The following is a 16,016-nucleotide window of genomic DNA, read 5'->3' as shown; positions in this document are numbered from 1 at the left end:
GCTGTCAGGCCGCCCAGGTCTGCGATGTTGCCGGGTTCGGCGCATTCTCGGGATCGCGCTCGACCCATTCAATCAGCAGATCGAGCACGCGGCGCAGCGCCGCATCCTGTTCAACCAGCCGCGTTTCGAGCGAAGCGATCTGCGCTTCGAGCGCCGCCAGCTGCTCGGGATCGATCGCCGCCGTAGCCGGGGCCACATCGGGCATCAGCTCCAGTACGTCGGCCTCCGGCCGGGTCGGCGCAGGCTCCGCAAAGGGCGGGCGCCCGTCGGCAGCGCGCTGGGGCCATTCGAGCGCGGTTTCGTTGGCGGGGGTCGGCGCCGCAAACGACGTCGGCGTCGGCGCAACCGCAGCGGCGGCAGCCGCAACGACTTGTTCGACCGGCAACGGCGCCAGCGTCGATGCGTCGATACCGCGGTCGGCTTCAATCTCGGCGACCACCGAACGCACATTCTGCGCCGTGATCCGCGTCATCTGCTCGACCGCGCCGTAGAGCAACAGGCGGCTGACCAGCACGTTCAGCTTGCGCGGTACGCCCTCGCAATAGTCAAAAATTTCCTCGAACGCATCGGGGCTGAAGCTCGGGTTGCCCGTCCAGCCGACCTTGCCCAGCCGGTGCAAGATATAGGGTTCGACCTCTTCGGGCTCCATCGGGTCGAGATGATGCGTCGCGATCACCCGCTGGCGCAGCTGTTCGAGCGTCGGCGAATGAAACAGGGTCTGGCGAAACTCGGGCTGGCCGAGCAGGAAAATCTGCAGCAGCGAATGGCCGCCGAGCTGGAAGTTCGACAGCATTCGCAATTCTTCGAGCGCCGAGATGGCAAGGTTCTGCCCCTCATCGACGATCAGCAGCGTGCGCTTTCCCGCGCGCGCCTGTTCGCGCAGATACTGCTCCATCGACCGAAGCAGTTCGGCCTTGCTCTCGCCTTCCCACTCGATGCCGAACTGTTCGGCGACCAGACGCAGCAGATCATCGCCTTCGACCTGCGTGGACACCAGCTTGACCGCGGTCAAGCGGTTGGGATCGATCGTGTTCATCAGATGCCCGACCAACGTCGTCTTGCCCGCGCCGACGTCGCCGGTGATGACGATGAAGCCTTCGCCCTGTGCCAGCCCATAGCCCAGATAGGACATCGCCTTGCGGTGCGTGCCGCTTTCGAAATAGAAATGCGGGTCTGGCGTCAGCTGGAACGGACGCCCGGTGAAACCATAGAATTGATCGTACATCGCTGAAATTCCCGTTGCTCGGTCAGAAGTTGTAACGCAGTCCCACCAAAGCTGAACCAATAAGCTGGCTGTTGAAGCCGTCCTGATCAAAGGCGTTGAGGCTGGCCGCCGCGGTCCCGGTCAGCCCGCGCCAGAAGCGCCGTGCATAGGAAGCCGACAGACCCGCCGACTGGACATCGCTCGCCCCCGGCGCGCCATTGTCGAAATAATTGACGTAACCCGTCAGGCTGAGGTCCGAATCGACGTCGAGCTGGCGCCCCGCTGACAGGAAGAGATAGTAATTCTCGTCCTTGATCCCGTTCAGACTGGCGATCGGCGACAGCAACGGCGCCAGCAGCTTGCGCTGGTCATATCCGATGCCGACGCCATAGCTCCAGCCCGCGAAGCGCGATCCAATCGTCGCCTGCACCCCGCGGCTGCGATATTGCGCCGAGGTCGCGTTGCCGAGCTGGTTGTTCAGACAGCCGCCGCCGTCCTGCCCGAACACGCACGGATTGATCGTCCCGCCAATCGGGTTGCGCGTCGGATCGAACTGCGTCGGCAGCGCCGCAAGTCCGCCCGACAAGCCGCGGCCCGGGCTCGACAGCCCGTCATAGACGCCGACCTGGATCGTCGTTGCATGGTCGGCGCGATAGGCAAAGCTGCCGGTGTAGATCGTATCGCCATAGCGGCGGCCAACGCGTGCGGTCGCCGACGTGCGGCGGCTCGGCTGCCACATCACCCCGGCGTCCCAAATTAGCCCGTCGGTGTCGAACGACAGCTGGCGCGGGGTCAATTTGTCGGTGATGAAGCGACCGTTCGCATCGCGCACCGGCACGCCATTGGTGCCGATGACCGGGTTGCGCTGACCGATCTCGATATCCTCATAACCCACCCCGCCGAGCAGCGCGACGGTCGGGCCGATCGGCATCGTCACATCGGCGCGGGCATATTTGCCCTCGAACCGCTGATCGAGCTGGCTCGCATCTTCGCGTTCGTAGCCGCCCGACACCTGCCAGCCGAACGGCAGGTCGCCGGGCCGCGCGCCGACGCTGGCCCAGGCAAAGTGATTGGTGGAGCTGTCGAAAATATCCTGCGGCTGGCTGCCCGGGGCGAGGATCGCCGGCTCATCGACATCGACCTTGGTATAGCCAAAGCGATAGCCAGCGCCGACGTCGAGCCCGCCAATCCGGCGCGTCAAGGTCGGCCCGGCATAAACCGAGTAAAGGTTCGCGACATTGCTGGCGTTGCCGATGAACAGGCCGCTGTCGGCGCCCTGCCCATCGGCACGCGTGCGGGTAGCCAGCGCGCCGCCCTCAAGATTGAGGCCGCGCGCCGCTTCGATCCGGCCGCGGGCCAGCCCGCTGATCGTATCTGCATCGCCAAGCCCGCCGTTCCACCCGAAGCGATGCTCATAACGCAGCGTCGCCGCCATCTCCGCGCGATTGGTCACGATCGCCGCATCGACCCCGACTGCGACATTGGTATATGTCAAGACGTCGCCGCCATTCTTCAGATCGGCAGTCAGCACCTGGCCGACCTCCAGATAGGGGCTGACATCGACCTGCCGCTGGTTGCGGCGACCTTCGGCGCGCTTCGCCGCGCGGCCCGGTTCGGCCGCCGGGGCGCTCGTCGGCGTATCGGTGGCGCCGGATCCAGGGTCGCCCGAAAATTGCGAGTGCGCGCCCGTCGCCGTCCCCGCGAGCAGCAGGCCCGCGAGCACGCCGATATGACGCAGGGTGGTGGTGGTGCGCATCACGCGCCTCCTTGTCCGTAATAGGTGCCAAAGCGGCGGCCGCCCGGCGAATATTTCACGCCGTTGAGCAGCAGCTGGATATGCGGACACGCGCCCATCAGGCCGATCGCGTCGCGCAGTGCGGATTCCAATGTTTCATCGGCGCGCACGACCATGATCGTCTGGCCGACATGCCCCGCGAGCACCGCGGCGGGTGACGCCGCGAGCACCGGCGGCGAATCGATGATCAGAATGCGCCCCGGCACGCCCTGTTCGAGCTGCGCCAGCAACGCATCGGTGCGTGCCGAAGCGAGCAATTCGGTGTCGTGCATATGTCCGGTTCCTGCGGGCATGACCTTCAGCCCGGGAATATCGGTCTGGATCAGACAATCGCCCAGCGGCAGGTGCGCATCGGCGAGCGCGTCCATCAACCCCGGACCATCGTCCAGTCCCAGCGCTTCGAGAACGCTCGGCTTGGCAATGTCGGCATCGATCAGCAGCACGTCGTGATCGGCCTCGACCGCCAGGCTGAGCGCCAGATTGACCGCCGAAAAGGTTTTGCCCTCGCCCGGATTGGCCGATGCGATCAGCACGCGGTGACCGCGCGGCAGGATCGGCCGATTGGCGACGCCGCCGAAATTGCGGATCAGTTCGCGCTTCACGATGCGATATTCTTCGGAAATGCCCGTGACCGGGGTGCCCGGCACGATCATCCCGCGCGACGCAAGCCGCGCGCGATCGATCGTCCCCTGCCGCGCCGGCACCACTGCGGGCGCCGCCTTGGCGACATCCTTGCGCGGCGAAGGCTTGGGCGTCGGCGCCATTTCGACCGTCGGTGCGGCCTCGACAACGGGATCAAGGATCTCGATCGAAGGCGTTCCGATGACCGGCTCGGCCTTAACCTTCTTCGCCTTTTTGGGCGCTTCGGGCGGCAGGCTCGACACGTCGATCGTCGGCGCATTGGCAGCGGGATCGAGGCCGAACATGTCGGCTGCGCGTTCGAGGAGCGAGGGCGGGCGCTTGACTTTGCGTTGGTCGTTCATGTCATCGTCCCCCGTCACGCAACCATGCCGCGCTGGATGAATTCGGCGACCAGCAGCAGCGCGTAGAGCCCGATCAGCGCCCCCCCGCCGCTCGCCAGCCACACCAGCTTCTTGCGCCGTTCGACATGACGTTCAGGGGTTACCACTTCGGTGATCGACCCGATCACCGGCAATCCGCTCGCGCGTTCCAGCTTCGCCGCGGTCGCATAGCTGGTGCGGACCTGCGCGAGGCCAAAGGCCGCACCGATACCGCCGCCGATGCCGGCGAGCAGGACGAGGGTCAGGAACAGTGGCCGGTTGGGCGCCGCGGGGCTGGTTGGCTTCGTCGGCGGATCGAGCAGTTCGATCTTGATCGCGTCGGTTTCGGTCTGCACGTCGCCGCGCATCCGTACCTGTTCGCGCTGACCCAGAAGCTTGTCATATTGCGCCTTGAATGCGGTATATTCGCCGTTGATCCGGTCATATTCGGCGGCGATGCCGGGGTTCTGAATCTGCTGGCTGGTGATGCGGGTGATGTCGCCGGTCAATTGCGCTTTGCGCGCGTTCAGCGCACTGACCGTCGCCTGCCGCTCGGCGCGCATCGCGGCGAGTGAAGCATAGGCTGGGTTCTGCGAATTGCCGCCACCGCCGCCTCCTACGCCTTCGCGGTCGGCCATGGCCTTCAGCGAAGCGATCTGGCTCTTCAGCGCAATGATGTCGGGGTGCGCGTCGGTCAGCCCGCGCGCGCGCATCGACGACAGTTCGTTCTGGGCGCCGGCCAACTGCTGCCGCGCGACGCCGCCGCCGACGCTGCCCATGCCGGGGACATTGATCGTCGCGGGGGTCGAGGAAAGCTGGCCATTCGCTGCTGCAAGCTGCGCCTGCGCCGAGACGAGTTGCGAATCGATCTGACCAAGTTCGGCGCGCGCCGTATCGATGCGCTGCGCCGGCGAGCCCGAACCACCCGGGATCAGCCCAATGTTCTGCGCTTCGAACGCGGCGCGGCGCGCTTCAACTTCACGCAGCGCCTTTTCGCGATCGGCGATCTGCGCATCGAGGAATTTCAGCCCCTCACGCGCGTTCATCCGCCCGCCGCGCAGCTGATCGTCGCGGAACACGGTGATCAGGCTGTCGAGCACCCCCGACGCCAGCTTGGCATTGTCGGCGTCGGACAGGCTGCCGACCCCGATGCTCGAGGTGATTTCAAAGATATTGTCCTGCTGCGGCACGACCTTGATGTCTTTTTGCAGCATCGCGACCGCGCTGGCTTTCTCGCGCTCGCCCGCACCTGCGGGGAGCAGGCCGGTCGTCGCCGCGACCTTTTCCAGGTTGCGCGCGCTCGTCAATGTCTCGCGGATCTGGTCGATCCGTTGACGCCCGCCGAAACTGCCGCCCTGCGGATCGTCGGGCAGAATTTCATTGATATCGACGAGCAGGCGGGCGCGCGAGTCATACCGGTTTGGGATCGACGCGATCGCCAGCCAGCCGAGGATGCAGATGCCCCAAGCCACGGCCAGAACCAGCCACCGGCGCGTCCAGACGCTGTGCAGCGCCACCCGGAATTCGTCGTAAAGGCTGGTCATCGGTTGCGATCAATCCTTGGGAGATGGGTTTACCGGCGGTCGGTCTGGTTCAGAACATGCTTTCGGGGATGATGATGACATCGCCGGGCTGCAACCGCACATTGGCTTTGATATCGCCGCGCTTGATCAGGTCGTTCAGGCGCAGGCCAAATTCCTGCTGCTTGCCGCTGCCCTTGTCGAAACGGACGAGTCGTGCCTTGTTTCCAGCGGCATATTCGCCCAGCCCGCCGACTGCAATCATTGCGTCGAGCACGGTCATGTTGGCGCGGAAGGGAATCGAAGCGGGTTTTTCGGTCGCGCCAACGACGCGCACCTGCTGCGAAAAGGTGCTGTTGAAGGTCGTGACGATCACGCTGACGATCGGGTCAGTGATATATTGGCTCAGCTGGAGCTTGATGTCCTGCTGCAACATCGTCGGGGTCTTGCCGACCGCGGGCATGTCGGTGATCAGCGGGGTGGTGATCCGTCCGTCGGGGCGCACCTGCACCTTGCCGCCCAGTTCGGGGTTGCGCCACACGAAGATCTGGAGTTCGTCGAGCGGGCCGATGATATATTCCTCGCCCGGCCCTTCCTGATTCTGGACAAAGTTCGCGCTGGGCAGCTGCGGCGCGCTGCCGCCGCCGCTGGCGCAGCCGGAGAGCGCAGTCGCCGCGATACCGGAAACAAGCGCGGCGCGGGCGACGCGAAGCGAGGGGAACGAAGCCATCATCAATCAACCTTTCGTGCCGCGGGCAGCCGCCGCGGTCCAAAACCCCGCGGCAACCGTCATTGCGTCAGCTTCCACCCTTGCGCGAAAAGGGTGAACATAGAGTTAGTATTGAGATAGGTTTGACTAGCACATCGGCAGAACTGTCCCATTAAGGAACAAGTTTTCGCCGACTCAGACGAGCATTTCGCGCGCCGGTCCCTGCCCCAGAAAGGCGGCCGGGCTCGCACTGGCCCCATAAGCTCCCGCCTGGAAAATCGCGATCAGGTCGCCGACGTCGGCATATGGCAACCCGACCTGATCGCCGAGGCGGTCGAGGGGCGTGCAAAGGCAGCCGACGACCGAGACGGTCTCGGCGGGCTCGGCGCCAAAGGCATGGGCGACCGCAATCGGATAGTTGCGCCGGATGACCGTCCCGAAATTGCCACTCGCCGCCAGCTGGTGGTGCAGCCCGCCATCGGTGACCAGAAACGTCTCGCCATGGCTCGTCTTGCGGTCGACGACGCGGGTCAGATAGACCCCCGCCTCGGCGACCAGCCAGCGGCCGAGTTCCATCGCAAAGCGGCTGCCCGCCAGCACGTCGGCGCGCCCCGCAAGCGTTTCGCCCAGCGCCGCACCGACCGCCATCGCGTCGACCGCCTTGTCGCCCGGAAAATACGGTACCCCCATCCCGCCGCCCAGATTGACCAGCGGCGGCGTGGCGCCAATCTCATCCGCCAGCCACGCTGCCAGTGCGACCGTCTGCGCTTGGGTATTGGCAATCGCGTTGGCATCAAGCGCCTGCGATCCCGCGAAAATATGAAAACCCTGCCAGTCGGCGCCTGTAGCGATCAGCCGCCGGACCAGCGCCGGAACCTCGGGCGCATCGACCCCGAACGGCTTGGCGCCGCCGCCCATCTTCATCCCCGACCCTTTCAGATCGAAGTCGGGATTGACCCGCACCGCGAGCCGCGGCGTCACCCCGATCCGCGCCGCAATCGATAGCGCCCGCGCGGCCTCCCCCGCCGATTCCAGATTGAGCGTCGCTCCCGCGACAATCGCCGCTTCCAGTTCGCGGTCGCGCTTGCCGGGACCGGCGAAGCTGATGCGCGCCGCCGCCATCCCGCTGTCGATAGCGATTTTCAACTCGCCGCCCGATGCGACGTCGAACCCGTCGACCAGCCGCGCCATGAACGTCAGCAGCGGCGTATAGGGGTTCGCCTTCATCGCAAAATGGAGCTGCACCTCGGCGGGCATCGCGGCGCGCCATTCGGCGACCCGTGCGGTCAGCATCGCGCTGTCATAAGCGAACAGCGGCGTATCGCCCGTCACATCGGCGAGCGAGTCAGCGCGGTCACCGCCGATCAGCAGCATGCCATCGTCATCGGCGGCAAAGCCGGGCGGGATGGGGCCGTGCGGCTTCATGCCGCCACCTCATGCGCCCAATTGGCGGCAATTGCCACCCGGTCGAGTTTGCCATTGGGGCCCCGCGGCAGTGCATCGCGCCATTCGATCGCCTGCGGCTGCATGAAATTGGGCAGGCTCTGCCGCAGATAGGCGGCCAGGCCCGCTTCATCGGCGACCCCGCCCTTGCCGCGCACGATCAGGATGATTGCCGCGCCGAGCCGTGCATCGGGCACCCCAAACGCAACGGCTTCGAAAATCAACCCCGACGCCACCGCCACATCCTCGACCTCGGTCGGGCTGACGCGATTGCCCGCGGTCTTGATCATCGCATCGTCGCGCCCGACGAAATAGAGCAGATGATTGGCGTCGCGGCGGACCGTGTCGCCCGACCACACCGCCATCCCGCCATATTCCGACGCGCGCGGTGCCGGCCGGAACCGCTGCGCGGTTCGCTCCGCATCCCGCCAATAGCCCTGCGCGACCAGCGGCCCGCAATGCACCAGCTCGCCCGGCTCCTCATCGGCGGTGATCGTTCCGTCGGCGCGGCACACCAATATCTCCGCATGTGGAATCGCGCGCCCCATCGAGTTCGGATGATCGGCAACGAATTTCGGCTCAAGATAGGTCGATCGAAACGCCTCGGTCAGCCCGTACATCGGATAGATGTCGGCACCGGGAAACGTCGCGCGCATCGCGTCGATCAGCGACGGCGTCAGCGCCCCGCCGCTGTTGGTCAGCCGCTTCAAATGCGCCGCGGCCTCGGCCGGCCAGTCGTTTTCGACGAGCTGCACCCACAAAGGCGGCACCCCCGCCAGCGTCGTCGCGCGATGCCGCGCCACCGCCTTCGCGACATCGCGCGGGGTCAGATAATCGAGCGGCGCCACCGCGGCGCCCGCATACCAGGCCGACAACAACTGGTTCTGCCCATAATCGAAGCTCAGCGGCAGCACCGCAAGCACCCGGTCTTCGGGCACGATCTTCAGATAGGATGCAACGCTTTCTGCCCCCAGCCACAGATTGGCATGGCTCAGCATCACCCCCTTCGGCCGCCCGGTCGATCCGCTCGTATAAAGGATCGCAGCCAGATCGTCGGGATCGGCCACCGACGGCGTCAACCTCTCCCCGTCCGAAACGATCACCGCCTCGGCAACTGTCAAATCCACCACCGCGCAGCCCGCGGGCTGCCCGTCGCCCAGCATCTCGGCGCGCGCGCTATTGGTGATCAGCAGCTTCGCGCCGCTATCGGCCAGAATATGCGCGACCTGCGGCGCTTTCAGCAGCGGATTGACCGGCACATGTACGAGTCCCGCGCGCGCCGCCGCCAGCGGCATCAGGCACGCCAGCCGCGTCTTCGCGCTCCAGCTCGCTACCCGCTCGCCCGGCCCGCCCGTATGTTCCCACAGCCACGTCGCCAGCCGCCCGACCCCGGCATCGAGTTCGGCAAAGGTCATGCCCCCATCGCCGATCAGCAAGGCAGCCGCCTCCGGCGCGCCGCAGCGGGCGAGATGGTCGATCGGTCGCGAAGATGGCTTTTCGGCTTTGGTCATCGGCTGTTAGGAGTGAAGTGATAGAGGGCGACACCATGCAAGGGAACGGTGAAGATCACGCTAACGATGAACGCATGCCCGTTGCAGCGCGCGCGGCGGGCTTCGCCTCGCCCTTCGACCGCGCCACCTGGTTTGACCTGCTCGAAGCTTATGGCTTTGCCGGGCAAGGGCGGATCGACGCGCACGGCCGCGCGGGCGGCGTCACCGCATGGCTGCCGCTGCGGATCGAAAAGCCGGGCGATGCCGCGGGCCTCACCAACTGGTACAGCTTCGCCATCCGCCCGCTCTACACCGGCGACGGCGACCGCGGCCCCGCCTTGCGCGCGCTCTTCCACAATCTCCGCCGCACCGCCACGCACCTGACGCTCTACCCCGTCAGCGATCCCGACGACCTCATTGCCGCGCTCCGCGCCGCGGGCTGGTGGGTCAAAGCAACGCCCGCGGGCGACCGTCATTGGCTCGACCTCGGCGATATGGGTCACGACGCCTGGTGGGCCAGCCGCCCCGGCGCGCTGCGCAGCACCGTCCAGCGCAAGGCGAAAAAGGGCGTCGTCGACATCCAGCTGCTCACCGCCTTCGATGATGGCAGCTGGGCCGCTTACGAACACATCTACGCCGCGAGCTGGAAACCCGAGGAAGGCCACCCCGCGCTGCTCCGCGCCTTTGCCGAGGCCGAGGGCGCAGGCGGCCGCCTGCGGATGGGCATCGCGCGCATCGATGGCATCCCCGTCGCCGCGCAGTTCTGGACTGTCGAGGCCGGAACTGCCTTCATCCACAAGCTGGCGCATGTCGAGGACAGTCTGAAAGCCTCCCCCGGCACGCTATTGTCCGCGGCGCTGTTCCGCCATGTGATCGAGATCGACAGCGTCAAACGCATCGACTTCGGCACCGGCAACGACGCCTACAAGCGTGACTGGATGAACTGCCACGACCCGCTGTGGCGGATCGAGGCTTTCAATCCGTCGCGCGTCGCGGCATGGGGACCGGCATTAAAGGCCTTTGCCCGTTCTGCCCTGAGGAAAGCCCCATGACTGAACCCAGCTCCGTCGACGCCACCCTCCGCGCCCTGCTCGCAGACGTGCTGGGCCTTGGCGAAAACCGCGCCGGGGCGCTCACCCACGACAGTGGCCTGTTCGGCGCCCTCCCCGAATTCGATTCAATGGCGGTGGCGACAGTGTTGACCGAGATGGAGGACCGCCTCGGCATCCTCATCGACGATGATGAGATCGACGGCGAGATCTTTGAAACCTACGGCAATTTGCTCGCCTTCTCGCTGCGCAAGGTGACCGATTGAAGCCCACGCCTCCCTCTGTTTATCGTCATCCTGGCGAAGGCCCGGATCTCGCCGTCGCGACTTACGCCGCGGTGAGATCCGGGCCTTTGCCGGGATGACGATAGGGAGCACGCGAATGGCCACCGCCGCCCCCGAACATATCCTCCACATCACCCCCGCCGGCAGCCCGCGTGCCACGATCCTGTTCGTCCCGCCGCTGTTCGAGGAAGCCAACCGCAGCCGCCGCACCCTCGTCCTCGCAATGCGCGCGCTGGCCGCCGACGGTTTCGCCACATTGCTGCCCGACCTCCCCGGCCAGAACGAAAGCCTCGTCCCGCTCGAACAGGTAGATCTTGCCATCTGGCAAAACGTGCTCGCCGATGCCGCAGCCACCATCGACGGCCCGCTGATCATCGCCTCGCTGCGCGGCGGGGCGCTAATCGATCACCACGCAAAGGCCGCCGCCTGGTGGCGTCTGGCCCCCGTCGGCGGCGCCTCGCTGCTCCGCACCCTAATGCGCGCGCGGGTCGCAGCCGATCGCGAAGGCAGCGTGACCTCGTCGCTAGACAGTCTGCAAGCCGAAGCCGCTACCGCACCGCTGCTCCTCGCCGGTAACAAACTCTCCCCCGCCATGATCGCTCAGCTCGGTGCCGCCGAAATCCACCCCGTCGCCCCGTTCCGCACCGTCACCCTCGGCAGCGGCGCCGACGCCGTCGCCGGAACCCCGCTATGGCTTCGCGCCGAACCCGGCGAGGATGCTACGATGGCCGCCGCCATCGCCGCCGACATTTCCGCATGGAGCACGACTTGCGGCATCAGCTGACCTTCTCCTGCGAAGGCGCCACGCTCGCCGCGACGCTCGACGACGCGCCCGGAACGACCGGGCTGCTCATCATCTCGGGCGGCAATGAAATCCGCAGCGGCGCGCATCGCGGCATGGCGACGCTGGCGCAAACGATCGCCGAAACCGGTCACCCCGTGTTCCGTTTCGATCGCCGCGGCATCGGCGACAGCGAGGGCGAGAACGGCGGCTACGAAAGCAGCGCCCCCGACATCGCCGCTGCATTCGCCGCCTTCCGCCGCGCCGCGCCGCAACTGACCCGCATCATCGCCTTCGGCAATTGCGACGCCGCCAGTGCGCTACTGCTCCACCAGCCGCTCGCACTCGACGCGCTAATCCTCGCCAATCCGTGGACTTACGAAAACGACGATAGCGAAGAAACCGACGAACCTGCACTTCCTCCCGCCGCAGCGATCCGCGCACGCTACCTGTCGCGGCTGACCGACCCCAAAAGCCTGCTCCGGCTGCTCAAGGGCGAGATCGACGTCAAAAAGCTGGCGCGCGGCCTGTCGGCACTGGGACGCCGCGCCGCACCCGCCGCGCCCGACAACCTGCCGGCCCGCCTGAATGCAGCGCTCGCTACTCTGCCCTGCCCCGCAACGATCCTGCTCGCCACCAGCGACCGCACGGCACAGGCGTTTGTCGAAAAATGCCATCCGGGCGCGGTGCCGGTCGAACGGCTGGACAGCGCGTCGCACAGCTTTACCGGGAATGATGGAGAATGGCTGAAAGCGCGAATACTCACCGCGCTTAAATCGTCGTCATTGCGAGGTTGAACTAAGCGTCGACCAACGCCTTATACTCCGCCTCGGCCAAGAACCGCTCGGCATCCAGCGCCGCCATGCAGCCCATGCCCGCCGCGGTGACCGCCTGGCGATACACCTTGTCGGTCACGTCACCCGCCGCGAACACCCCCGGGATCGACGTCAGCGACGTCCCCGGCGTCACTTCCAGATAGCCATCGCTATCCAGCGGCAGCTTGCCCTTGAACAGCTCGGTCGACGGGCTGTGGCCAATTGCCACGAACCCGCCATTGGTCGGCTCATGGCTCGCCTCGCCGGTCACCGTGTCGATCAAATCGACCCCGACCAGCCCCGAAACGCCCTCACCCGCGACGAAACGCTCGACGCGCTTGTTCCACAGCACTTTGATTTTCGGATTGGCGTGCAACCGGTCCTGCAAGATCTTTTCGGCGCGCAGATGGTCGCGGCGGTGGATTAGCGTCACGTCATCGCTGTGATTGGTCAGGTACAGCGCCTCCTCAACCGCGGTGTTCCCGCCACCGATCACCACGACCTTCTTGCCGCGATAGAAGAATCCGTCGCACGTCGCGCACGCCGAAACGCCCTTGCCGCCCAACTCCTGCTCGCCAGCCACGCCCAGCCATTTCGCCTGCGCACCCGTCGCGATCACCAAAGTTTCGGCCATATAGACATCGCCGCCATCACCGGTGATCTTGAACGGCCGCTGCGACAGGTCAACGTCGACGATGGTGTCCCAGATCATGCTCGTGCCGACATGCGTCGCCTGCGCCGTCATCTGCTCCATCAGCCACGGTCCCTGCACCACCTCGGCAAAGCCGGGATAGTTTTCGACGTCCGTGGTGATCGTCAGCTGGCCGCCGGGTTGCAACCCTTGCACGACGATCGGCATCATTCCCGCGCGCGCGGCATAGATGGCGGCCGACAGGCCCGCGGGGCCGGAGCCGAGGATGAGCATCTTGGTGTGGTGAATGCTGGGCATGACGGTCTTTCAAAGGCTGTGCGGACACGCACAGATGGGTGTTGCCAACCGCGCTAGCAAGGGTCACCTTCCACGCCAAGGGGAGTCCGATAAATGGCAAGCTGGTGGGAACGTCATGGGGTGCCGCGCCTGATCAAATGCGCCTGTTCGCAGGGGCAGATCATGAAGGTGCGCAGTCAGGTTGTGCCCCATGCCAGCGGCGACGTGCTGGAGCTCGGCTGCGGTGGCGGCATCAACATGGAATTCTACGACCCCGCCCGCGTGACCAGCTTCACCGGCCTCGACCCGTCGCCCGAACTGCTCGCGATGAGCCGCGCGGCGGCGCAGGCGCGCGGCATGGTAGCGGACATCCAGGGCGGGGTCGGCGAGGCGATGCCGTTCGCCAGCGGCCGCTTCGACACCGTCGTCACCACCTTCACCCTTTGCTCGGTTGCCGATCAGGCGGCGGTGCTCGCCGAAATCCGCCGTGTGCTGAAGCCAGGCGGCACCGCGCTGTTCCTCGAACATGGCGCCGCCCCCGATGCAAGCGTCGCGAAATGGCAGCGGCGGATCGAGCCGGTGTGGAAACGCATCGGCGGCAATTGCCACCTGACCCGCTTGATTTCCGGCGCTTACGCACAGGCGGGCTTTGCCGTCGACCGCCAGGCGGCCGCCTACATCCCCAAAACCCCGCGCCCGTTCGGCTGGTACGAATATGGCACGGCGCGGGTGGCCTGACACAGAGAGGTTTGCGAGATGATGCGATTCTGGCTGATCACCCTCACCGCACTGTTCGTGATCGCGCCGAACGCGGCGGAAGCGCGCAAGGTTGCGCTGGTTATCGGCAACAGCGACTATGCCAACACCAGCCGCCTCGCCAACCCGGTCAACGACATCAAGATCATCGCCGCCTCGGCGCGGCAGGCGGGCTTCGACGACGTCACCATTGCCGCCGACGTGTCGGTCAATGATTTCCAGAAAGCGATGCGTGATTTTCGCGCCAAGGCTGACGGCGCCGATGTCGCGATGGTCTATTTCGCCGGGCACGGGATAGAGGCGCAGGGCAAGAACTGGCTGATCCCGACCGACGCGCAGCTGAAATCTGACCTCGACCTGCCCTATGAGGCGATCAACCTCGATCGATTGATGGAATCGGTGTCGGGGGCGCAGATCCGCATGGTCGTGCTCGATTCGTGCCGCAACAACCCCTTCGGTCGCTCGTGGCGATCGGGCACGCGCGCGGTGGTGAGCGGACTGGCGGGGGTCGAGGCCGACGATGTCCTCGTCATCTTCGCCGCCGCGCCGGGACAGACCGCCGCCGACGGCACGACGGGCAATTCGCCCTTCGCGACCTCGCTCGCCAAACGGCTGCCGCAGCCCGACCTGCCAGTCCAGCTGCTCGGCGGCCTGATCCGCGACGATGTGCTCGCGGCGACCGGCGGCAGCCAGCGGCCGTTCGTCAGCGCCAGCATCACAGGCACCCCGGTCTATCTCGTCCCGCGCGCCACCCCGACCGCGGCGCCCGCAGCTTCGGGCGATCGCAGCGGGCTCGAGGAGCTGGTGTGGAAGGGCGCACTCGCGGAAAACAACGTCCGCGGCTTCAGCGCCTATCTCGCCGAATTTCCAGCGGGCAAATATGCGGGCATTGCGGGCGACAATATCAGCCGGTTGCTGAAAACTCCGGGAGGCGCCACCGCACCCGTCACGATGACCACGATGACCGAACCGGCAGCAGCTGCTCGCCCCGCGGCGCGCAGATTCAACCTGACCAACGTTCGCGTCGAATGCATCAAGCTGACCGGCCGCCTCGGCCTCGGCCTCCCCGACCAGCTGTTCCTGCGCTTCAACACAGGCCAGCGCTTCCCCGAGGGCAAGAGCGAGATTTACTCGATCAAGAAGGGTGAAAGCTGGGCGGTGAACCAGAGCTTCGAGTTCGACCAGCCGGTCAGCCTGCAGCTGCGCGAATTCGACGACATCGGCGGCAGCGACAATATCGGGACGATCAACCTCGGCGAAACACGGGGGACATTCACGCGGACGCTCGACGGCGATGCCAGCGATTACCGGGTGACGTACACGCTGACGGTCAGCTAGCGACCGAAACCTGCCGCCTCTTATCTGGTCACCCTGAACTTGTTTCAGGCTCCATGGCTGGTCGTTTCCTTTACCGCGGCGTAAGACGAGAACTCAGGGGATGGATGCTGAAACAAGTTCAGCATGACGAGGTTTAGAGGGCCGTTTCTGCACCAAATCCGCCGCCTATTCCTTCTCCCCCACCTCGACCAGCCCATGCCCGACGCTCACCCGCTCATCGAAGACAAAACAGCTTCCCTGCCAGCGGCTCTCTTCCGCGGGGACCTGTTCCAGATACGCCAATATCCCGCCCTTCAGGTGGACGACATCCTCGACCCCCTCATGCCGCAAGAACGCGGTCGATTTTTCGCAGCGGATGCCGCCGGTACAGAACATCGCAACCCGTTTGCCCGCAAAGCGCGCCGCATTGGCGCGCCACCAGTCGGGAAATTCGCCAAAGCTATTCGTCGCAGGGTCGACCGCCCCGGCAAAGCTCCCATACCCCACCTCGAACCCGTTGCGCGTGTCGATCAGCACCGTCTCCGGATTGTCGACCAGCGCATTCCAGTCGGCCGGATCGACATAAGGCGCGGCATCGCGCGCCGGGTCGAGCCCCGCGACCTTCATCGTCACGATTTCCTTCTTCAGCCGCACCTTCAGCCGCTTGAACGGCATCGCCGCCGCCGCCGAATATTTGACGTCGAGCTCGGCGCAACCCGGCAGCGCGCGGATGTGGCCCAGCACTGCTGCAACCCCATCGCCGCTCCCCGCAATCGTCCCGTTCACCCCCTCGCGCGCCAGCAGCACCGTCCCCTTCACGCCCTGCGCGGCGCACAGGTCGATCAGCGGCTGGCGCAACGCGGCGGGATCGTCGAACGGCGCGAAACGATAGAGGGCGGCAACCTGGATCATCGGCGCGCCATG

Annotated in this window: 15 protein-coding genes; 6 read left to right on the top strand and 9 right to left on the bottom strand. The window is 65.9% G+C overall.

The features are described 5' to 3' along the window. Positions 1–4: 4 nt before the first annotated feature. From IPF76_RS11580 to IPF76_RS11550, 7 genes are all read right to left on the bottom strand, one after another. The gene (locus IPF76_RS11580) at positions 5–1,225 is read right to left on the bottom strand and encodes an XrtA/PEP-CTERM system-associated ATPase (RefSeq protein WP_293843929.1); all 1,221 of its coding nucleotides are present in this window, start codon (positions 1,223–1,225) and stop codon (positions 5–7) included. A gap of 22 nt (positions 1,226–1,247) precedes the next feature. Continuing rightward, entirely contained in the window at positions 1,248–2,960 is a 1,713-nt protein-coding gene (locus IPF76_RS11575; RefSeq protein WP_293843926.1) for a hypothetical protein, read from the bottom strand. Next, positions 2,960–3,982 (bottom strand): P-loop NTPase, encoded by a 1,023-nt coding sequence (locus IPF76_RS11570; RefSeq protein ID WP_293843924.1) that lies wholly within the window; start codon positions 3,980–3,982, stop codon positions 2,960–2,962. The genes IPF76_RS11575 and IPF76_RS11570 overlap by 1 nt, the downstream gene beginning before the upstream one ends. A gap of 14 nt (positions 3,983–3,996) precedes the next feature. After that, the gene (locus tag IPF76_RS11565) at positions 3,997–5,544 is read right to left on the bottom strand and encodes an XrtA system polysaccharide chain length determinant (protein WP_293843921.1); all 1,548 of its coding nucleotides are present in this window, start codon (positions 5,542–5,544) and stop codon (positions 3,997–3,999) included. 49 nt (positions 5,545–5,593) lie between these two features. After that, on the bottom strand, positions 5,594–6,250 hold the full coding sequence (locus IPF76_RS11560; RefSeq protein WP_293844636.1) for an XrtA/PEP-CTERM system exopolysaccharide export protein: 657 nt from the start codon (positions 6,248–6,250) through the stop codon (positions 5,594–5,596). 174 nt (positions 6,251–6,424) lie between these two features. Beyond that, the gene (locus IPF76_RS11555) at positions 6,425–7,654 is read right to left on the bottom strand and encodes a pyridoxal-dependent decarboxylase, exosortase A system-associated (protein WP_293843918.1); all 1,230 of its coding nucleotides are present in this window, start codon (positions 7,652–7,654) and stop codon (positions 6,425–6,427) included. After that, entirely contained in the window at positions 7,651–9,183 is a 1,533-nt protein-coding gene (locus IPF76_RS11550; RefSeq protein ID WP_293843915.1) for an acyl-CoA ligase (AMP-forming), exosortase A system-associated, read from the bottom strand. The genes IPF76_RS11555 and IPF76_RS11550 overlap by 4 nt, the downstream gene beginning before the upstream one ends. A gap of 74 nt (positions 9,184–9,257) precedes the next feature. Here IPF76_RS11550 and IPF76_RS11545 point away from each other — a divergent pair, with 74 nt between their 5' ends. From IPF76_RS11545 to IPF76_RS11530, 4 genes are all read left to right on the top strand, one after another. Then, positions 9,258–10,214: a GNAT family N-acetyltransferase gene (locus tag IPF76_RS11545; protein WP_293843912.1), complete on the top strand. Its 957-nt coding sequence runs from the start codon at positions 9,258–9,260 to the stop codon at positions 10,212–10,214. Continuing rightward, a complete protein-coding gene (locus IPF76_RS11540) occupies positions 10,211–10,477 on the top strand; it encodes a phosphopantetheine-binding protein (RefSeq protein ID WP_293843909.1) in 267 nt (88 codons plus the stop codon). Before IPF76_RS11545 ends, IPF76_RS11540 begins: the two co-directional genes overlap by 4 nt. Before the next feature lie 115 nt (positions 10,478–10,592). Next, complete coding sequence (locus IPF76_RS11535; RefSeq protein WP_293843906.1) at positions 10,593–11,279, top strand: hypothetical protein; 687 nt, start codon at positions 10,593–10,595, stop codon at positions 11,277–11,279. Beyond that, positions 11,264–12,073: a hydrolase 1, exosortase A system-associated gene (locus IPF76_RS11530; RefSeq protein WP_293843903.1), complete on the top strand. Its 810-nt coding sequence runs from the start codon at positions 11,264–11,266 to the stop codon at positions 12,071–12,073. Before IPF76_RS11535 ends, IPF76_RS11530 begins: the two co-directional genes overlap by 16 nt. A gap of 1 nt (position 12,074) precedes the next feature. Here IPF76_RS11530 and trxB read toward each other — a convergent pair whose 3' ends face one another. Next, positions 12,075–13,040 carry a thioredoxin-disulfide reductase gene (trxB, locus tag IPF76_RS11525; protein WP_293843900.1) on the bottom strand — a complete coding sequence of 322 codons (966 nt, stop codon included), beginning with the start codon at positions 13,038–13,040 and terminating at the stop codon, positions 12,075–12,077. A 93-nt stretch (positions 13,041–13,133) separates the two neighbouring features. Here trxB and IPF76_RS11520 point away from each other — a divergent pair, with 93 nt between their 5' ends. Together IPF76_RS11520 and IPF76_RS11515 are read left to right on the top strand one after the other, a co-directional pair. Then, a complete protein-coding gene (locus tag IPF76_RS11520) occupies positions 13,134–13,757 on the top strand; it encodes a class I SAM-dependent methyltransferase (RefSeq protein ID WP_293843897.1) in 624 nt (207 codons plus the stop codon). Positions 13,758–13,775: 18 nt separating this feature from the next. After that, positions 13,776–15,113 (top strand): caspase family protein, encoded by a 1,338-nt coding sequence (locus IPF76_RS11515; RefSeq protein ID WP_293843894.1) that lies wholly within the window; start codon positions 13,776–13,778, stop codon positions 15,111–15,113. Positions 15,114–15,278: 165 nt separating this feature from the next. Here IPF76_RS11515 and IPF76_RS11510 read toward each other — a convergent pair whose 3' ends face one another. Continuing rightward, positions 15,279–16,004 carry a rhodanese-related sulfurtransferase gene (locus IPF76_RS11510; protein ID WP_366499567.1) on the bottom strand — a complete coding sequence of 242 codons (726 nt, stop codon included), beginning with the start codon at positions 16,002–16,004 and terminating at the stop codon, positions 15,279–15,281. Positions 16,005–16,016: the final 12 nt, after the last annotated feature.

The sequence above is a fragment of the Sphingopyxis sp. genome (assembly GCF_016704835.1).
Taxonomy (GTDB): domain Bacteria; phylum Pseudomonadota; class Alphaproteobacteria; order Sphingomonadales; family Sphingomonadaceae; genus Sphingopyxis.
This window is presented reverse-complemented; position numbering and strand designations above follow the sequence as displayed.